This window comes from Pseudomonas yangonensis, assembly GCF_009932725.1.
Taxonomy (GTDB): Bacteria; Pseudomonadota; Gammaproteobacteria; order Pseudomonadales; family Pseudomonadaceae; genus Aquipseudomonas; species Aquipseudomonas yangonensis.
On the sequence record NZ_BLJU01000027.1, the window covers coordinates 72504 to 90926 of the forward strand.

Consider the following 18423-nt stretch of genomic DNA (forward strand, 5'->3'; position numbering starts at 1 on the left):
GGATCAGATAAGCAGCAGGACCAGCAAGACCGCGCAGGTTCCCCGCAGGGCGGTCACCCGCGCTGAACTCAACGCCAATGCATGCCCGCGCGACCTGCGGGTAAAGCGTCCTTGCACCTCATGCAGGCCATCGACGCTGTGAAAGAGGTTGTCGCCTGCAGGATCTGTCTGGCCCTCGCTTAGCTGGCCTTGCCAGGCACGCCGCGCCAGGAGTCGGTCGAGCAGGCCCGGAAAGAACTGATTGCCGATGATGGCCTTGAGGGTGGGCAGGCCGACCCAGAGTTCCCGTGGAGGTGCGCTCGCGACGCTGAGAATGGCGCGCGCTGCGACACCGGGGTCATGAATGGGCGGCACGGGTTGCATGCGTTGACCCAGTTTGTTGCGCGCCCAGTCGAACTGCGGCGTATTGATCGCCGGCAGCTGCACCATGCAGACCTTGACCTCGCTGCGCTGGTGAATGAGTTCGCAGCGTAGCGAGTCGGTAAAACCGCGCAGCGCGAACTTCGCTGCGCAATAGGCCGACTGCAGAGGGATGGCGCGATAGGCGAGTGCCGAACCGACCTGGATGATCACGCCGCGATTCCGTGCGCGCATCAGGGGCAGCGCCGCCAGGGTGCCATGTACGGCGCCGAGGTAGGTCACCTCGGTAACGCGCCTGATCTCCTCCGGCGTCAACTGCTCGATCGCAGCGAACACCGTGACCATCGCCGAATTGACCCAGACGTCGATGGGGCCGAGCTCGGCCTCGAAACGTTGCGCCGCCAGCGCCAGGGCATTGGCATCGGCCACGTCCGCGCTGATCGCCACGGTCGGCGTGGCATAGGCTTCCAGCTCCGATGTCGCCGCTGCCAGCCCTTCGTCGCTGCGGGCCAGCAAGCCGACGGCATAGCCCGCGGCAGCGAAAGCATGCGCAGTGGCCCGGCCGACACCGGCGCTGGCCCCGCAGATCACCACCACCGGGCAATCGTCTTTTTTCATTCAAACAGCCTCGAGGATCACTTCTTGTGCTTACCCGGCAGCAGCGAACCGAACAATTGCTTGGCGGTTTGCGCAAGGATGCCGCGCTGGTCCGGGTCGACCTGCAGCAGGGTGGAGGCGAACTGCTTGGCCTGCTCCAGGCTGATATGCGGCGGCAATGGTGGGACATCCGGGTCGGTGCGAAATTCCAGCAACACCGGGCGATCTGCAGCGAGAGCCTGCTCCCAGGCCGGGCCGACATCCTCTTCACGCTCGATCAACAGGCCGAGCAGGCCGATGGAGTTGGCGAAAGCGTGGTAGGGCACGTCGGGGATGTTCTGCGAAGCCTCGAATTTCGGGTCGCCTTCCATCACCCTCTGCTCCCAGGTGACCTGATTGAGGTCCTGATTGTTGAACACTGCGAGCACCCATTGCGGGTTCTCCCACTCGCGCCAGTACTTGGCCACGGTGATCAGCTCAGCCAGGTTGTTCATCTGCATGGCGCCGTCACCCACCAGGCCGACCACCGGACGGTCCGGGTGGGCGAACTTGGCGGCGATGGCATAAGGCACCGCCGCGCCCATCGAGGCCAGGCCGCCGGACAGCGAGCAGAGCATGTCGCGGCGAATCTTCAGATCGCGGGCATACCAGTTGGCGCAGGAGCCGGAGTCGCAGGTGACCACGGCGCGCTCCGGCAGCCGTGGCGACAGCTCGTAGACCACCCGCTGCGGGTTGATCGGGTTGGCCGAGACCATGGCGCGGCTTTCCAGAGTCTGATCCCAGTCGCTGCGCCACGCCTCGATGGTGGTGCGCCAGCTGTCGTCCTGCTTGGCCTCCAGCAGGGGCAGCAGGGCACGAAGGGTCTCGGCGGCATCGCCCTGCAGATTGACCTCCATCGGATAGCGCAGGCTGAGCATGTCGGGCTGGATGTCGATCTGCACGCCACGCGCCTGTCCTTCTGCGGGCAGGAACTCGGAGTAGGGGAAGCCGGAACCGATCATCAGCAGCGTGTCGCATTCCTCCATCATCTTGTAGCTCGGCACCGTACCGAGCAGGCCGATGGAGCCGGTGACCCAGGGCAACTCGTCAGGCAGCACGGCTTTGCCCAGCAGCGCCTTGGCCACCCCGGCGCCGAGTTTCTGCGCCACTTCGAAGACCTCATCACTGGCATTCAGCGCCCCGGCGCCTACCAGTATGGCGACCTTCTTGCCGCTGTTGAGCACTTCGGCAGCGCGCTGCAGATCCGCTTCATAGGGCACGACGCGCGGGTGGCTGTAGCCGATGCCGCTGTGCACGGTGCCGTGCTTGTGCGGTGGCTCGGCGTACTCGGCCTCCTGCAGATCATTGGGCAGGATGATCGCCGTCACCCGGCGCTCACCGATGGCGGTGCGGATGGCGCGGTCGATCAGATGACGCACCTGCGCCGGTGCGCTGGCCTGCTGGACGAAGGCGCCGGCGACGTCCTTGAACACCGAGACCAGGTCCAGCTCCTGCTGGTAATGCCCGCCGAGTGCGGTACGCGCCTGCTGGCCGGTAATTGCCAGCACCGGCATATGATCCATACGTGCATCGTAGAGGCCGGTCAGCAGATGGGTCGCGCCGGGCCCCGAGGTAGCGATGCAGACCCCCAGCTGGCCGGAGAACTTGGCATCGGCCGCAGCCATGAAGGCGGCCATCTCTTCGTGGCGGGCCTGGATGAAACGGATCTTTCCATCGGCCCGGTTGAGTGCGCCGAACACACCGTTGATGCCGTCCCCGGGATACCCGTAGATACGCCGTACACCCCACTGGTAAAGCCGCTCGACGATGAAATCTCCGACTGTCGTGGCCATGGATACCCTCCGTTGCGATCAGACTGTGGACCAGGCAGGACGAGCGTGTGCGCGTCAGAGGCGACAAGCCACGCTAGCGCTCTGCATGACCGCTCGAATAGGGTGGACGTGAGGAAGCGGCGGGAAGTTTCTACTGATTGACCTGCGGTCATGCAGGTAAGGCGCGAATGATTAAAGTGCAGCGATGTGGCAAACAGGCGTAGCACCACGTGGCAGCACGTACTGCTGCGGCGCACCGGGGGAGTCGTTTGGTGGCTCCGATCCAGGCGAGCGAGCCCAGCAAAAACGTAGAAGTGTCACTTCGTTTAGACCGTTTGAACGCCACGTGCCCAACTTGCCGTGAGGTCTACCGGTAAGCAGCTTCTAGAGAGAGGCTACGCCTTCGGTCTTTCCCTGCTGGCGCAATGCACGAATATCCTGCAACTGCACCTCATGCCCGTTGCCAGCAATCAGGTTCAGATCACGAAAACGCGTGAATAGCCGGCTGACCGTCTCGGTAGTCAGGCCCAGATAGTTGGCTATGTCTCGGCGGCTCATCGGTAGGGCGAAGGTGGCAGCAGAAAGTCCGCGCCTGCTGTAACGCTCCGAGAGGTTGAGCAAAAAGGCGACCAAGCGCTGTTCAGCGCTTTCGCGCACGCGGCCGTAATGCTCGTGCTCCTCGTGGATTTCCCGGCCAAGTGTTCGCAGTAGCTGTTTGCGCAGGACTGGGATTTGTCCGGCCAGTTCTTCCAGTTTGTTGATTGGAATGGCGCAGATCATCGAGGTTTCCAGCGCCACCGCGTAGCTGGGATGTCGCTGTCCACCCAGGGCGTCCAGGCCTATGAGCTCGCCGGGAAAATGAAAACCGGTGACCTGGTCGATACCGTCCGGGCTCAGCAGATAGCTTTTCAAGGCACCGGAGCGCAACGCATAGACGTGCTGCACCGGATCACCAGCACGAATCAGGTACTCGTGCTGGTGCAGCGGCCGGGCACGCTTGACGATGCCGTCGAAGCGGCCGAGGTCGTTCTCGTCGAGATTGAATGGAAGACACTGGCGGGTCAGGGCGCAACCCTGACAGGTAACGTGAATGGAGCGCGACGCGTGAGCGCCATCGATCTGACTGTCAACCATCACAGAAGCCTTTCTGAAGACGGAGGACGCTAAATGTATAAGAAGATGTTACAGACGTCCTGGCATTTCGACATGCTGGCACGCTCGTTCAGGGCGAAAGCCACACCAACACCCAGCTGGAACCAGTTGCCGAGTCGTACTTCGCCCGGCACCTTCGCGCCGCGCTGCGGGCTTATGTCGTCGAAGCTTTCCTTGAGGTTGTAGGTGTAGGAAAGATTGCCGAAAACCACCGCAGGATCCATGGTCTTGACCAGGGCAATACCGGGTGTCACCGACCAGACGCCGTTACCGGTGGGCAGGTCCTCGGGCACGTTGAGGTTGTTGTTGCCCGGCACCGGATCGAGCTTGATGCCATAGGGCTCCACCCCGGTCGGCGCTTTGACTCTGAGGCTGAGCACTGCATCGGGGCGTCCGAGGAACTTGTAGGAAATGCCGGCACTGACATCCCCAAGACGTGGCCCGGTATTCACCGTGGCTTCGCTGATCTGGGCCGATGAGCCGCCTGCACCAGCCGACTGGTAGGTGGTTTCGCGATAGATCCAGGGGGTGTTGACGTCCAGCTGCCAACGGTTGCCCCAGTTGTAGCGACCAGTGAGATCGAAGGTATAGGTGTCGGCATTGATCTGGTCCACGCCCAGGTTGCCCAGGAAGATCGCGTCCAGGGCGAGGAAACCGTTCAGGAAAAGCTGGCGTGAGTCGTAATGGCTATAGGTGATGCCCGGTTCGATGCTGAACGTGCCACTGCCGAAGAAGCCACTGGCCTCCTGATACAGGGCCTCGACACTCGCAGGCGGCTCGGCGTTTTCCCGCAGCTGGGTGCCGTAGCCGCTGCCGGCACTGCCAGCCTGGGCGATCTGCGTGCCGGCGCCGCCGCTCTGGCCCCGTTCCTCGATCTGTCGCAGGCGTTGTTCCATCACCATCAGTGCGTTCTGCTGCACCTGATAGCGCTCCTTGAGCATGCGCAGCTCATCGAGCAGGGCCTGTACCTGAGGATCATCGGAGGCCCCCAGCGCCGGCAGGCTCAGAGCCACAGCTAGTGGAAGCAATGCGAGCTTTCTGCATGGAACCATGTGCCTTGTACTCCTCATGAATCAGCGGGTTGGATTCAGGACCCGAAGCTGGTCCAGGCAACCGCGCAGGTCGACCGAGCCGGACAGGTCGCGCAGGCGGATATCGAGGCTGGCGAGGTTGCGTACGGTGTTCAGATTGCCGCCGATGGCGCTGTGCTGCCCCATGCCGCCGGCACCGAGCTGCTGGTTAGCGATACCCTGGCCATTGCCGGCCTGGATGGCGATGGCCAGGCCGCCGTTCTGGCTGGAAAGGCGCACGGTTCCGGCGTCGTTGCTCCACACCTGACCGTTGCTCCAGGCCTGCGCGCCACTGGGCACTTCGCCGCTGGGGCCGCTGGAAATACGAATTTCCATACCGTTCTCGCCCTGATTGCCATCGCCGGCCACGCGTACGCTCTGGACGATGCCCCTTACGCCATCCAGGCCGGCCCCACCCAGGACCTGGCCGTTGCCTGCAACTACCGTCCCACCGTTTCCGGCTGCCTCGATGGGCATGGCGTAGAGCACCGGTTGTGGCTGGCCGGCAGACATGCTCATGCCAACTTGGGCGCCGATGACCTGGCCGGCGGCGTTTTCCCAGGTGGAGGTCATCACCACGCCGAAACTGATGATGCGGTCGGGGAGAACGTAGCGGCCGCGCAACTGCGCCAGCTCGCCATCGCTCAGCTCGGTTGGTCTGAACATCTCGCTGGCACTGAGTGGCAGGCTGAGTGCCAGAAGTGCCGATAGGCACCAGGTTCGCTTTTTCATCGCCGCCCGCCTTGGGTCAGTCTCGCCCGTCTTGATCTAGAAGAAATCGCTCTGGATGAAGCCGAAATCCATCAGCTCGGCGTCTTTGACCGGGCTGAAGGTGTGAATCCGGGTTCTCGCCGTCAAAGGTTCCGGCGGCGAGAGCAGCGCGTTGTTGCGGTCGTAGCCAGGGCCGATGAGGGCGAAGATGATGCCGTTCCAGCCCCTGGTGAATTCGTCGAGCGGCATCTTCTTGTGCCCGAGCACCGAATCGCCGAGATAGACGTAGCCCTTGAAGGTCCGCTGCAGAATGACGAAGTGTTTGTAGCCGCGTACATCGAGCAGAACGATGCTAGGCACCCTGAGGCCCTCAAGTTTGTCCGGCTCGATACGGTAACCACGGGCGCGCAGGCCAAGGCTTTCGGCGTAGCGCTTCATGTCGAGCATGGAGAAACCCTGGGTGCGCACGACCTCCGGGTCGGCGTTGGCGAGCATGCCGCGAATCACATCGTCTTCTTCCAGATTCCAGCCATAGGCCTTGTTGAGGATGGTGGCCATGGCGGCGGCACCGCAGGAAAAGTCGGTCTTCTGTTCCACCAGATCCTGAAAGCGGCGTTCGCGAATGCTGACGACCTGCTTGTAGGCGAGGTTGCCACCGGGTAGCGCGGCGAAGCGGATTTCCGCAGCGTATGCCTCGTGTACGTTGCTCAGCAGAAGGATGATGCTCAACAGCCAGGCCAGGTTGTTCATGGCGTCGATCTCGAAAGATGGACGGGGCTCGGCGGCGCCGGCCCCGTCCGTTTCAACCGCTGCTTAGCGACAGGCATTGCATCCTGCGGCGATCGCCAGAGCATTGCTCTGCTGGTTGCCACCGCCGGCTGCTACGTTCACGCCGACGTTGCCGGACGCGTTGTTGAGCGAGGCACTGATCGACGCAGTGTTGACCACCGGGGTTTGCGGTTTCTGCGGGACAGGGAACCAGCCCAGGCCGCTGGATACGCCCTTGAGATCGGCTGCGACCTCATAGACGTCGCCGATCTTGTTCTCGGTGAAGTTGCCGTGGGACTCCTGCAGCATGTTCACTGACGCGGTGGCGGTGGTGGCCTGCTCGGAAGAGGCGATCGACAGGTCGTTCTTCTGCTGGTTGAAGTTGCCAGCGGCGACGTTCATCCCTACGTTGCCCTGCGCGCCATTACCCGCGTCGTTCAGGCTGGCCGAGTTGGGGTTGCCATAGTTGACCAGATCGTTGTCATGGGCTTTCTGGGTCACACCGATGCTGGCGCTGGCTTCCTGCCCCAGGTACTGGCCGAAGACGAACAGTGCATCGGCGGTGGCGATTGCCGCAGCGTTGGCCTGCTGGTTGTTGTCGCCGGCAGCCACGTTCGCACCTACGTTGCCGGTAGCGCCGTTGAGCGAGCCTTCGATAGACGCGGTGTTCTTGGTTTCCTTGTTAAGCACCTGGTTGTTGTAGTTGTGCTGCGTGTCGTTGACGCTGGCGGTCGAGCCACTGGCATGGGTGCCGGGCAGGCCGGCGGCGTATGCACCTGAGGCCATTACTGCTGTCATCGCCAGGGCGAGAGGGCTGAAGATCATCGATTTTTTCATGGTCTTTCTCCTATCGGATTTTGAGGTGTCGTCTACAGCAGGGTCACTCCGCGACCCGTATGCTCAGGCTGTTGGTCGTTCTATTACCAACGCCGGCACTCTGGTTCAGCTGCACCACGCCACGGCTTCCCGAGAAGGCCTGGTCGCTGATCTCGACGATCCTTTCCCCGTCTACCGTGGCGCCGCTGAGCGTTGCCGAGGTGATAGCCGTGCTCTGAGAAAGAACGCGGTCGTCGAGGCTTTCCGGGATGACGCCGACTGCCATCCGGAAAGCGTTGATGTTCTGGTTGCCGATGCCGGCGCTCTGATTGATGCCACTGATCCCGCTGGCCTGGCTGAAGGCCGGCCCCTGGATACGGGCAGCGGCATCGAGACCTTCGGGCAGGACGATGACGCCGCGGACCTGCTCGACCCGCAGGCTGGTGGTCGGTTGATCGCCAATGCTGATCATCCGCACGTTGGTTTGCTGGTGGCCGTCACCGGCTGCCTGGTTGAGGCTGGCGTTGCCGCTGAAGCTCCTGAAGCTGTCGTGCAGCTCCACCTGGGAACGGGTGCCCGGTTCGGCGGCGAGCAGCGGCCCGCAGGCAAGCAACAAGAGTGCGAAGCTGCGCATGTCAGCGTCCTCCCAACTGTTGCAGTGGACGCAGCCCTTGCTGCAGTGGCCGGTTCACTTGGCCGGAAATCCCTCCTTCCGAACCTCGGGCGCCGCCATGCATGGCGCCCATGCCCGGCAGGTTTTGCGAGGGCATTCGCTCGATCTGCAGTGGACTGCCGGTCTGCGGATTACCGACCATGAGCCCCGGCAGGACCGAGCCGGTGGAGACACCGGCGAAGTCGCCATCGCTCAACTCGACCATTGCGCCCGTAGTGATGGCGCCCGGGTTCACGGTTTTGGGACTGGGATCGGGAACGACCGCCGGCCGTGTGGCGCTGCGAGGCTGCACGTCGCGATTGATGATGATCTGCCCCGGCTCTGCCAAGGCCAGCGGCGCTGACAGCGCGACTGCTGTGCACACCAGAAGCACCTTGCTGCCATAGCGAGTGTAAAGGCGCATGACTTACCTCCCCCGAGACCTGTGAACCTGCTTCAAGCGCTGGCACTGTGTTAATGCGCTTCACGTGCCAAGAATGAAAAGTTCTTTGTTTTCAATGGGTAAGATATTTGCGCGGGGCGCAAAGGGCTTGGGTTGTTGCAGTCGCGAGACAATTGCTAGATAGGATCCGGGCTTGGATTAACGGGCGGAGCGCTTGCCCACGGGCTTTGCAGCCGTTTGCGCGACAGTCTCAGGATTGAGACAGGGAGGCAGAGCAGGGCGTCGCAGACACCCGCCATGCAGGTCATGCTGTCAGGCGTTACCAGCACGCTTGGCATAAGGGTACCGCCAGTGCCTCCGGCAAGCTGCCACGGAACACCATTTCTGCCATTGATGTTTCAAAGGCGGACAGCGTGCCTGCCCTTTTTGCGCAGAGCGGTAGACGATGCGCGGCTGGGGACCTGTGTCGGCTGTCATTATTCCTTCGCAACTCCTTCACATCGCTGCCACGACCATTGGTTGCAATCGCAGCAAACGCCAGGAGGATGCTGCGATGCAGATATGTGTGATAGGAGCGGGCTACGTGGGCTTGGTGACGGCGACCTGCCTGGCGGAGATGGGCAATCAGGTGGTCTGCGTCGAGCGCGACCCGCAGCGCGTTGCCAAGCTTGCGCAAGGTGAGGTACCGATCTACGAGCCGGGCCTGGAGGCGCTGCTCAGGGCGCAGCTGGCGGCGGGGCAGCTCGGTTTCACCTCGCAGCTCAAGGCCGGCATCCGCCGCGCCGAAGTCATCTTCATCGCGGTGGGCACGCCCAGTGGCGAGGACGGTTCGGCAGACCTTTCACACGTGCTGGCGGTCGCCGATGAACTGGGCGAGCGGCTGGAGCACGCCTGCCTGATCGTCGACAAATCCACCGTGCCGGTGGGCACCGCCGAACGCGTCGAGCAACGCATCAACGCCGGGCTCGCACGTCGAGGCAAACGCGTACGGGTGGGCGTTGCCAGCAATCCGGAGTTTCTCAAGGAGGGCTCGGCGGTCGAAGATTTCATGCGCCCCGACCGGGTCATCGTCGGCTGCGATGACGAGCGCGGGCGTGAGCTGCTGCGCAGACTGTATGCGCCGTTCCTGCGCAATCATGACCGCCTGCTGTGCATGGGTGTGCGTGCTGCCGAGTTCAGCAAGTACGCGGCCAACGCCTTCCTGGCGACCAAGATTTCCTTCATCAACGAGATGGCCGGCATCTGCGCGCGCCTGGGTGTGGATATCGAGGAAGTGCGCCGCGGCATCGGCAGCGACCGGCGCATCGGCACGCACTTCATTTATGCCGGCTGCGGCTACGGCGGTTCGTGCTTCCCCAAGGACGTCAAGGCGCTGATCCGCACCGCCGAGCATGAGGGTATCGAGCCGGGTATCCTGCGCGCGGTCGAGGCGCGCAATGCGCTGCAGAAGACGCTGCTGTTCCAGGCCCTGCGCGAACACTTCAATGGCCACCTGCAGGGTCGGGTCGTCGCGCTCTGGGGGTTGGCGTTCAAGCCCGGTACCGATGATCTGCGTGAAGCACCGAGTCTGGTGCTGCTCGAGGCGCTGCTGATGGCCGGGGCCAGGGTGCAGGCTTGCGATCCGGCGGCCACCGCTGCCGTCGCCGCGCGCTACCCTGAGGCCGTCCAGTCAGGGCAACTGGTGCTGAGCGAATCGCCTTATGCCGTTATCCAGGGCGCCGATGCACTGGTGCTGGTGACCGAATGGAAGCAGTTCCGCCAACCGGATTTCCCGCGCATTCGCGGCGCCATGCGTATGCCGGTGCTGTTCGACGGGCGCAATATCTATGACGCGCAACACCTGGCGGAACTGGGTTTTCTCTATCGTGGCATCGGCCGGCCTGCAAGCGGCAGTTGTAAGGCCAGCGCGGCTTGATAGACTGAACGCGCATTCCAACCATCCCCATCTGGGAGTCCCATGATCAAGAAATGCCTGTTCCCCGCTGCCGGTTACGGCACCCGCTTCTTGCCAGCGACCAAGGCAATGCCCAAGGAAATGCTTCCGGTGGTGAACAAGCCACTGATCCAGTACGGTGTCGAAGAGGCGCTGGAGGCCGGCCTCAACCAGATCTCCATCGTCACTGGCCGCGGCAAGCGCGCGCTGGAAGACCATTTCGACGTGAGCTATGAACTCGAGCACCAGATCAAGGGCACCGACAAGGAGAAATACCTGGTTGGTATCCGCCGTCTGATCGACGAGTGCAGCTTCTCCTACACCCGTCAGGTCGAAATGAAAGGCCTGGGTCACGCCATCCTCTGCGGTCAGCCGCTGATCGGTGACGAACCCTTCGCCGTGGTCCTGGCCGACGACCTGTGCCTGAACCTCGAAGGTGACAGCGTGCTGGCGCAGATGGTCAAGCTGTACAACCAGTTCCGCTGCTCCATCGTCGCGATCCAGGAAGTGCCGCGAGACGAAACCTCCAAGTACGGTGTGATCGCCGGCGAGATGATCCGCGAGGACATCTACCGCGTCAGCAACATGGTGGAAAAGCCCAAGCCCGAGGACGCGCCGTCGAACCTGGCGATCATCGGTCGCTACATCCTCACCCCGGACATCTTCGACCTGATCCGCAGCACTCCGCCGGGCAAGGGCGGTGAGATCCAGATCACCGACGCGCTGATGCGCCAGGCCCAGCAGGGCTGCGTGATGGCATACAAGTTCAAGGGCCAGCGTTTCGACTGCGGCAGCGCCGAGGGTTACATCGACGCGACCAATTTCTGCTTCGAGAATCTGTACAAGACCGGCAAGGCGTTCTGATACGCCCCAGGTCAACGAAACGCCACCCTCGGGTTAATGCTGTTCACTTAAGGTTGCACAAGTTTGGCTCCCCTCTCCCATTTATGGGAGAGGGGCTGGGGGAGAGGGCTGAAAGCACCGCAAACCTGCCAGTTTTCCCCTCTCCCTAACCCTCTCCCCAAAGGGGCGAGGGGATTAATCGCGTCCGACCATTTCTGATGTGAACAGCATTACACCTTCGGGTGGCGTTTTGCATTTCAGGGGATGGGCATGTCCTCGGAGCCAGGCCCTAATGGCTGACCGTAGCTGAACTCCACGTAATTGCCGGCCGGGTCACGCAGGCCACAGTAATAACCGACCGGATAGGGCTCGTCGCGCGGCGCCCAGATCAGGCAGCCTTCGCGCTCGGCCAGAGCGGCGATGCGGTCGACTTCCTCGCGACTGCCCAGGGCGAAGCCGAAGTGGCTGTAGTCGTTGGCGGCCAGGTTGCGGTCCTGGCCGCCGGGCATGATAACGAAGATGAACTGATGCTCCTTGCCCGGTTCGGCCATCCAGACGATACGCGTGCCCTTGCCGGGGCGTTCGTGGATCACCTGCATGCCGCAGAACTGCGCGTAGAAGGCGATGCAGGCATCGAGATCGGGAACATGCAGGGCGAGATGAGTCAGAGTAGGGCGCATATCCACCTCCTGCTTTCAGCTTAGCGCTAGCCTTTACGGTATGCTCCCCATCTGCCAAGGAGATACCTCATGAGTTACGACTTCGACCTGTTCGTGATCGGCGCCGGTTCCGGCGGCGTACGTGCGGCGCGTTTCGCCGCTGGTTTTGGTGCTCGCGTCGCGGTCGCCGAGAGCCGCTACCTCGGCGGCACCTGCGTCAACGTCGGTTGCGTACCGAAGAAACTGCTGGTGTACGGTGCACATTTCGCCGAGGACTTCGAGCAGGCCGCAGGTTTCGGCTGGTCACTGGGCGAAGCGAATTTTGACTGGACAACGCTGATCGCCAACAAGAACCGCGAGATCGAGCGCCTCAATGGCATCTACCGCAATCTGTTGACCAACAGCGGCGTCAGTCTGTTCGAAGGTCATGCGCGCATCGTCGATGCCCACACCGTCGAGGTCAATGGCGAGCGCCATAGCACCGAGCGCATTCTCATCGCGACCGGAGGCTGGCCCCATATTCCGGACATCCCCGGGCGCGAGCACGCCATCAGCTCCAACGAGGCGTTCTTCCTCAAGCAACTGCCCAAGCGCGTACTGGTGGTCGGCGGTGGCTATATTGCCGTGGAATTCGCTTCGATCTTCCATGGCCTGGGCGCGCAGACTTCGCTGCTGTATCGCGGCGACTTGTTCCTGCGAGGCTTCGACGGCGCGGTGCGTGAACACCTGCGCGACGAGCTGAGCAAGAAAGGCCTGGATCTGCAGTTCAATGCCGACATCGCCAGCATCGAACGCCAGGCCGACGGCAGCCTCGCAGCCACGCTAAAGGACGGCCGGGTACTGGAGGCCGATTGCGTGTTCTACGCCACCGGTCGCCGACCGATGCTCGACAACCTCGGCCTGGAGAATGTTGAGGTCAAACTGGACAAGCGTGGCTACATCGAAGTCGATGATCTGTTCCAGACCTCCACGCCCTCGATACTCGCCCTTGGCGATGTGATCGGCCGCGTGCAGCTGACCCCGGTCGCGCTGGCCGAAGGCATGGCCGTGGCGCGCCGGCTGTTCAAGCCCGAGCAATACCGGCCGCTGGATTACCGCATGATCCCTACCGCGGTATTCAGTCTGCCGAACATCGGCACCGTTGGCCTCAGCGAAGAACAGGCCATCGAAGACGGCTACAAGGTGACGATCTTCGAGAGCCGCTTCCGCCCGATGCAACTGACGCTGACCGAGAACCCGGAGCGCACTCTGATGAAGCTGGTGGTCGATGCCGACAGCGACCGCGTGCTTGGCTGCCATATGGTCGGCCCGGAGGCGGGCGAGATCGTTCAGGGCCTGGCCATCGCGCTCAAGGCCGGTGCGACCAAGCAGATCTTCGATGAAACCATCGGCGTGCACCCGAGCGCCGCCGAGGAATTCGTCACGCTACGTACGCCGGTCAGCCGCTGAGGGCCTCATGGAAACGCTGTTCTACGTCGCCGACCTGTTCGGCGTGGCAGTGTTCGCCATCACCGGTGCGCTGATGGCCGGACGCAAATCCATGGACCTGTTCGGCGTGCTGGTGATGGCCATCGTCACCGCCCTCGGTGGCGGGACGCTGCGCGACCTGATTCTGGACAACCATCCGGTCAGCTGGATTCGCGACGACACCTACATCCTCGTCGCCTCCCTGGCGGCATTGGGCACCGTGGCCTGGGTGCGCATGACCCGGCCGATACATGAGAAGGGCCTGCTGATCGCCGATGCCTTCGGCCTTGCCGTGTTCACCGTGTACGGCACCGAGCTGGCCTTGCAGAACGGCACGCCGATCAGCACTGCGGTGATCATGGGGGTGATGACCGGCGTGGTAGGCGGGGTGATTCGCGACGTGCTGTGCAACGAGATTCCGCTGATTTTCCAGAAGGAAATCTACGCCACGGCCTGCATCGCCGGGGCGCTGACCTTCATCGGTCTGCGCGCTCTGGACACACCGCACTGGCTGGATACCGCAGCGGCGATGTTCGTGGTGCTGGCCGCCCGACTGGCCGCGATTCATTGGCACCTCGGGCTGCCGCGCTTCCATTTGCTGGACCGGCAGTAAGCCTCATCGCTACGCCTTGAGGGGGGCGGGGCGCTTATCACTCGAGGCTCCACGCAGCCGGCCAGCAGGTCGAGCTGGCCCAGTTCATCTACCCCTGAGGAGACGGTCATGGATGCGGTACTGCGTGCCGGCGCCATCTACCTGGTGCTGCTGATCCTGTTCAAGCTGTCCGGTCGACGTTCATTGGCGCAACTCACCACCTTCGATTTCGTGCTGCTGCTGATCATCGGTGAGGCCACCCAGCAGGCGCTGCTGGGCGATGATTTTTCGGTGACCAACATGGTCCTGGTGGTCACCACCCTGATCGTTCTGGACATCGGCGCCTCATTGCTCAAGCGCCGTAATGACTGGCTGGCGCGCCTGCTCGACGGCTCGCCGACCATCATCGTCGAAGACGGCGTGCTCATGCAGTGGCGTATGGACAAGGCGCGCCTGACGCTCGACGACATAATGGAGTCGGCGCGCGAAAACGGGCTGGAGCGGCTGGACCAGATTCGCTACGCGATCATCGAGCGTAACGGCAAGATTTCCATCATCCAGCGGCCCGAGGGGAAATGAACACGACCGCTCGTCAGCGATTGCCGAGCGAGGCGGAGAATTAACCTGAACGTCCTCGCCGGGCCTTTTCTCCAAGTCAGTGCACGGGCAATTTTGCCCATCACAGAGGAGAAACGACATGAGCAACAAGAACCCTGGCAACTTCGCCAACGATCGTGAAAAAGCTTCCGAAGCAGGCAAGAAGGGCGGCCAGAACAGCGTCGGCAATTTTGCCAATGATCGTCAGAAAGCCTCCGAGGCTGGCCGCAAGGGTGGCCAGAACAGCCACGGTGGAGGCCGCAGTTGATTGATTGCGTAGCCTGGGGGAGGCCCGCTACGGGCCTCCTTTCCCTCCTGTTCAACGAAACGGCAACCGCGCGAAATTCCTTGAACCGCAAGCGCTTCAGATAGGTCAGGTTCTATTACCGAATCACTCAACTGGTATAGAACCATGATCAAGAAATGTTTGTTCCCCGCCGCCGGTTACGGCACCCGTTTTCTTCCCGCTACCAAGTCGATGCCCAAGGAAATGCTCCCGGTGGTCGACACCCCGTTGATCCAGTATGGCGTCGAAGAAGCATTGGAAGCCGGGCTGCATGAAATCGCCATCGTTACCGGTCGTGGCAAACGTTCACTGGAAGACCATTTCGATATCAGCTACGAGCTGGAGCACGAAATTTCCAACACCGGCAAGGAGAAATCCTTGAGCGGCGTGCGCCACCTGATCGATCAGTGCACCTTTTCCTACACGCGCCAGATCGAGATGAAGGGCCTCGGCCACGCCATCCTCACCGGCCGTTCGCTGATCGGCGACGAGGCCTTCGCCGTGGTGCTGGCCGACGACCTGTGCCTGAACCTGGAAGGCGACGGCGTGCTGACCCAGATGGTCAAGCTCTACGAACAGTTCCGTTGCTCCATCGTTGCCATTCAGGAAGTGCCGATGGAGGAGGTGTCGCGTTACGGCGTGATCGCCGGCGAAGCATTGCGTGACGACATCTTCCGCATCGAGCGGATGGTGGAAAAACCCAACCCGGAAGACGCGCCGTCGAACCTGGCGATCATCGGCCGCTACATTCTCACGCCGGATATCTTCGAGCTGATCGAGCAGACCGAACCGGGCAAGAGCGGCGAGATCCAGATCACCGACGCGCTGATGAAGCAGGCCCAGCAGGGCTGCGTGCTGGCCTACAAATTCAAGGGTCGCCGCTTCGACTGCGGCTCCGCAGAGGGCTACGTGCAGGCCACCAACTTCTGTTTCGATAATCGCCATAAAACTCACCCAGTGACGGCCAGCCCGCGTCTGCAGGCCGTCTGAACGCTTATCCGCAGGGAGGAGTGAAAGATGAATGACAAGACACTGCCCGCTCAGCATCAGGAGCGGCAACCTGGCGTCGAACACGCCATGCATCCCGAACCCATCTACCTCGCCGACGATTACCGCGCCGCTGGCAAGCTGACCGGCAAGGTGGCGATCATCACCGGTGGCGACAGCGGCATCGGCCGCGCCGTCGCCGTGCACTACGCGCTGGAAGGCGCCAAGGTCGCGCTGGTCTATCTCGACGAAAACGAGGATGCGCAGAAAACCCTCGACGAAGTGAACCGCCATGGCGGCGAGGCCACCGCCCTGGCGGGTGACGTGGGCGACGGCAGTTTCTGTCAGTGCGTTGTCGATGCGGTGATCGCCAAGTGGGGACGCATCGACATCCTCATCAACAATGCCGGCGAGCAACATCCCGAGCACAACCTGGAAGCACTCGACGAGGCGCAGTGGGAGCGAACCTTCCGCACCAACATCTTCGCCATGTTCCACCTGACCAAGATCGCGTTGCCGCACCTGCAGCCGGGCTCGAGCATCATCAACACCAGCTCGGTCACGGCCTACAAGGGCAACCCGATGCTGCTCGACTATTCCTCGACCAAAGGTGCGATCACCTCATTCACCCGGTCTTTGTCGATCAACCTGGCGCCGCGTGGCATACGCGTCAATGGCGTTGCTCCGGGGCCGATCTGGACGCCTCTGATCCCGTCCACCTTCAGCGCCGAGAAGGTTTCCGAATTCGGTGCCGATACGCCGCTGGGCCGTCCCGGCCAGCCGTCGGAAGTCGCGCCGGCTTTCGTCTATCTGGCCAGCAACGACGCCTCATATGTCACCGGGCAGATGATCCATGTGAACGGCGGCAGCGTGGTCAATGGCTGATGAAAAAATGCCTGAACGAGTCGGCCAAGCGCCTGCCTGAATTTAAGTAGAGGCAATAACGCCTCGCGAAAAACTCTCAGGAGGCACCAGCAATGGCGACCAACAAAAATCCGGGTAACTTCGCAAACGATCGTCAAAAGGCTGCCGAAGCCGGCCGCAAAGGCGGCAAGAACAGCGGCGGCAACTTCGCCAATGACCGCCAGAGAGCATCCGAGGCCGGGCGCAAGGGTGGTCAGAAAAGCCACGCCGCTCGCGACTCGTGATGCTCGCGCCTGGGCCCGCTGCTAGCGGGCCCAGGCCTTTCTAACGATGTGATTAGTCGACCTGAGGAGAGCAAGACGATGAACGCCATCGAACTGCTGAAGAAGGACCACGAAACCGTCAAAGACCTGCTGAGCAAGCTCGAGGAAACCACCGAGCGAGCGGTGCAGACGCGCAAGAAACTGCTGGCCAAGATCGAGCAGGAACTGAAGATCCATACCGAGCTCGAAGAGCAGATCTTCTACCCGGCCTTCAGGCAAGCGGGCAGCAAGGACGAGGCCGTTCTGGCCGTCGAGGCCAAGGAGGAACACCGCGCCGTGGAGGCACTGGTACTGCCCGACATCAAGGAAACGCCGCCGTCGACGATCGAGTTCTCCGGTCGGGTCAAGGTGCTCAAGGAATTGCTCGAACACCATATCGAGGAAGAGGAGCGCGACATGTTCCCGCAGGCCCGCAAGCTGCTGAGCAAGCAGCAGCTGGAGCAGCTGGGCGAGTCGATGGAAGTGCTGCGCAAGTCGCTGAAGAGCAGCGCTCAGACCAAGGCAGCCTGAGTCCTGGAGGCCGGCGCGGCGCCTGCGTGGTGCAGGCGCCGGTCTAGCGCTGGCGCTGATTGGGCTGGTAGGTCAGCCGCAACGCCACGCAGGCAATGCGCTCGGCCTCGGCATATTCGGGTTTCTGCAGGTCCTCACCGAACACATCCGGATCGATCTCCTGATAGTCCCAATCCCAGCCGGTGTCGCGCAGAGACAGGCGGATGGCATTGAGCAACGGATCCTCGCCGGCAAAGATCGCCACGCCGGTATAAAGCAGCAGCGTACCGCCGGGCGCCAGTCGCTCCATCGCCGTATCGAAGATCGCCAACGACAGCCCTGCGCCATGCCTGCCACCTCCGTGACGATAGGTTCGCTGTTGTGGATCGAGCATATAGGGCGGGTTGGCGATGATCAGATCGAACTGGCCCTGCACGTCCCGCAGCAGGTCGCTGCTCTGTACATGCAGGTTGCCGACACCGGCCTGGCGCGCATTCACCGCGGTCATGGCCAATGCTTTGGGGTTGATGTCCAGTGCCGTGACCTTCGCGTCGGGGCGCAGCTGCGCCGCGGTGATTGCACCAGGACCAGCGCCGCAGCCGATATCGACGATGCTTCGCAGCGGTTGATTGGCATGCGCCAGGTATCCGCGCAGCAGGCGGACGAAGCGGTAGGTGTCGGGGCCGAAGAACACCGCATCGCTTTCCTCGGTAGGGAAACGTGAGTGGACGTAGAGTTCGTCGCCCAGGCTGGAAAAGCGTACCTGGCTGATCCAGCCCAGGGCATGAGGCTGCAGCACCTGGGCGTCACGCATGGCCTGGGTGATTTCCTCATCCAGCGTCCCGTCGGCGAAGGGACGGCTCCAGCCGAATACGTCGCGCAGGTTTTCCGCCCGCGCGTTGTCCGGACGCTGATTGATCCGCTGGTGGGTAAGGGGTGTCGGAGTGACGAAGTGGTAGTCACGTTCGCGCAGCAAACTGCCCAGGCGCTGCAGGGCAAGGGTTTGCGGAGCATCGAAGAGCTGTTCGAGCATGGGTGAGTTC

The 18423-nt window shown here is 62.4% G+C and carries 19 protein-coding genes and 2 pseudogenes; 10 read left to right on the forward strand and 11 right to left on the reverse strand.

From position 1 onward, the window contains the following. Window positions 1-3: 3 nt before the first annotated feature. From GYB81_RS22270 to fapA, 9 genes and pseudogenes are all read right to left on the reverse strand, one after another. The gene (locus GYB81_RS22270) at window positions 4-978 is read right to left on the reverse strand and encodes an SDR family oxidoreductase (protein WP_161897952.1); all 975 of its coding nucleotides are present in this window, start codon (window positions 976-978) and stop codon (window positions 4-6) included. A 17-nt stretch (window positions 979-995) separates the two neighbouring features. Next, window positions 996-2789, reverse strand: coding sequence for a thiamine pyrophosphate-requiring protein (locus GYB81_RS22275; RefSeq protein ID WP_161866832.1), 1794 nt, complete (start codon window positions 2787-2789; stop codon window positions 996-998). Window positions 2790-3152: 363 nt separating this feature from the next. Further along, window positions 3153-3902 (reverse strand): fumarate/nitrate reduction transcriptional regulator Fnr, encoded by a 750-nt coding sequence (fnr, locus tag GYB81_RS22280; protein WP_161866833.1) that lies wholly within the window; start codon window positions 3900-3902, stop codon window positions 3153-3155. A 68-nt stretch (window positions 3903-3970) separates the two neighbouring features. Further along, a pseudogene (locus GYB81_RS22285) lies at window positions 3971-4861 on the reverse strand (hypothetical protein); the annotation flags it as partial. Between the two features lie 132 nt (window positions 4862-4993). Then, complete coding sequence (gene fapE / locus GYB81_RS22290; protein WP_161866835.1) at window positions 4994-5722, reverse strand: fibril amyloid subunit FapE; 729 nt, start codon at window positions 5720-5722, stop codon at window positions 4994-4996. A 36-nt stretch (window positions 5723-5758) separates the two neighbouring features. Further along, entirely contained in the window at window positions 5759-6451 is a 693-nt protein-coding gene (fapD, locus tag GYB81_RS22295) for a fibril amyloid maturation endopeptidase FapD (RefSeq protein WP_161866836.1), read from the reverse strand. Window positions 6452-6514: 63 nt separating this feature from the next. After that, window positions 6515-7306, reverse strand: coding sequence for an amyloid-like fimbrin subunit FapC (fapC, locus tag GYB81_RS22300; RefSeq protein ID WP_161866837.1), 792 nt, complete (start codon window positions 7304-7306; stop codon window positions 6515-6517). A gap of 43 nt (window positions 7307-7349) precedes the next feature. After that, window positions 7350-7919, reverse strand: a complete 570-nt coding sequence (gene fapB, locus GYB81_RS22305; RefSeq protein WP_161866838.1) for a fibril amyloid subunit FapB — start codon at window positions 7917-7919, stop codon at window positions 7350-7352. Between the two features lies 1 nt (window position 7920). Further along, window positions 7921-8361: a functional amyloid chaperone FapA gene (fapA, locus tag GYB81_RS22310; protein ID WP_161866839.1), complete on the reverse strand. Its 441-nt coding sequence runs from the start codon at window positions 8359-8361 to the stop codon at window positions 7921-7923. A 532-nt stretch (window positions 8362-8893) separates the two neighbouring features. Between fapA and GYB81_RS22315 the strand changes: the two genes are divergently transcribed. Beyond that, window positions 8894-10255, forward strand: a complete 1362-nt coding sequence (locus GYB81_RS22315) for a UDP-glucose dehydrogenase family protein (protein ID WP_161866840.1) — start codon at window positions 8894-8896, stop codon at window positions 10253-10255. A gap of 42 nt (window positions 10256-10297) precedes the next feature. Further along, window positions 10298-11137 carry a UTP--glucose-1-phosphate uridylyltransferase GalU gene (gene galU / locus GYB81_RS22320; protein WP_161866841.1) on the forward strand — a complete coding sequence of 280 codons (840 nt, stop codon included), beginning with the start codon at window positions 10298-10300 and terminating at the stop codon, window positions 11135-11137. A gap of 236 nt (window positions 11138-11373) precedes the next feature. On the opposite strand, the gene GYB81_RS22325 is transcribed toward galU (GYB81_RS22320), so the two are convergent. Beyond that, complete coding sequence (locus GYB81_RS22325; RefSeq protein WP_024308197.1) at window positions 11374-11796, reverse strand: VOC family protein; 423 nt, start codon at window positions 11794-11796, stop codon at window positions 11374-11376. Between the two features lie 69 nt (window positions 11797-11865). On the opposite strand from GYB81_RS22325, the gene gorA reads away from it, so the two are divergent. The 8 genes and pseudogenes from gorA (at window position 11866) to GYB81_RS22365 (ending at window position 17401) form a co-directional block, all read left to right on the forward strand. Then, window positions 11866-13224: a glutathione-disulfide reductase gene (gene gorA / locus GYB81_RS22330; RefSeq protein ID WP_161866842.1), complete on the forward strand. Its 1359-nt coding sequence runs from the start codon at window positions 11866-11868 to the stop codon at window positions 13222-13224. Window positions 13225-13231: 7 nt separating this feature from the next. Continuing rightward, entirely contained in the window at window positions 13232-13855 is a 624-nt protein-coding gene (locus GYB81_RS22335) for a trimeric intracellular cation channel family protein (RefSeq protein ID WP_161866843.1), read from the forward strand. Window positions 13856-13963: 108 nt separating this feature from the next. After that, window positions 13964-14413, forward strand: coding sequence for a DUF421 domain-containing protein (locus tag GYB81_RS22340; protein WP_161866844.1), 450 nt, complete (start codon window positions 13964-13966; stop codon window positions 14411-14413). Window positions 14414-14531: 118 nt separating this feature from the next. After that, window positions 14532-14699 (forward strand): con-10 family general stress protein, encoded by a 168-nt coding sequence (locus GYB81_RS22345; protein WP_161897953.1) that lies wholly within the window; start codon window positions 14532-14534, stop codon window positions 14697-14699. 144 nt (window positions 14700-14843) lie between these two features. Further along, window positions 14844-15707, forward strand: a complete 864-nt coding sequence (gene galU / locus GYB81_RS22350; protein ID WP_024308203.1) for a UTP--glucose-1-phosphate uridylyltransferase GalU — start codon at window positions 14844-14846, stop codon at window positions 15705-15707. A gap of 27 nt (window positions 15708-15734) precedes the next feature. Then, window positions 15735-16589 (forward strand): SDR family oxidoreductase, encoded by an 855-nt coding sequence (locus GYB81_RS22355; RefSeq protein ID WP_161866845.1) that lies wholly within the window; start codon window positions 15735-15737, stop codon window positions 16587-16589. A gap of 110 nt (window positions 16590-16699) precedes the next feature. Next, window positions 16700-16852, forward strand: a pseudogene (locus GYB81_RS22360) (con-10 family general stress protein); the annotation flags it as partial. A 78-nt stretch (window positions 16853-16930) separates the two neighbouring features. Next, entirely contained in the window at window positions 16931-17401 is a 471-nt protein-coding gene (locus GYB81_RS22365) for a PA2171 family ribosome-binding persister protein (RefSeq protein WP_161866847.1), read from the forward strand. A gap of 43 nt (window positions 17402-17444) precedes the next feature. Here the strand turns inward: GYB81_RS22365 and GYB81_RS22370 are convergent, their stop codons facing one another. Next, window positions 17445-18413, reverse strand: coding sequence for a methyltransferase (locus tag GYB81_RS22370; protein ID WP_161866848.1), 969 nt, complete (start codon window positions 18411-18413; stop codon window positions 17445-17447). Window positions 18414-18423 lie beyond the last annotated feature (10 nt).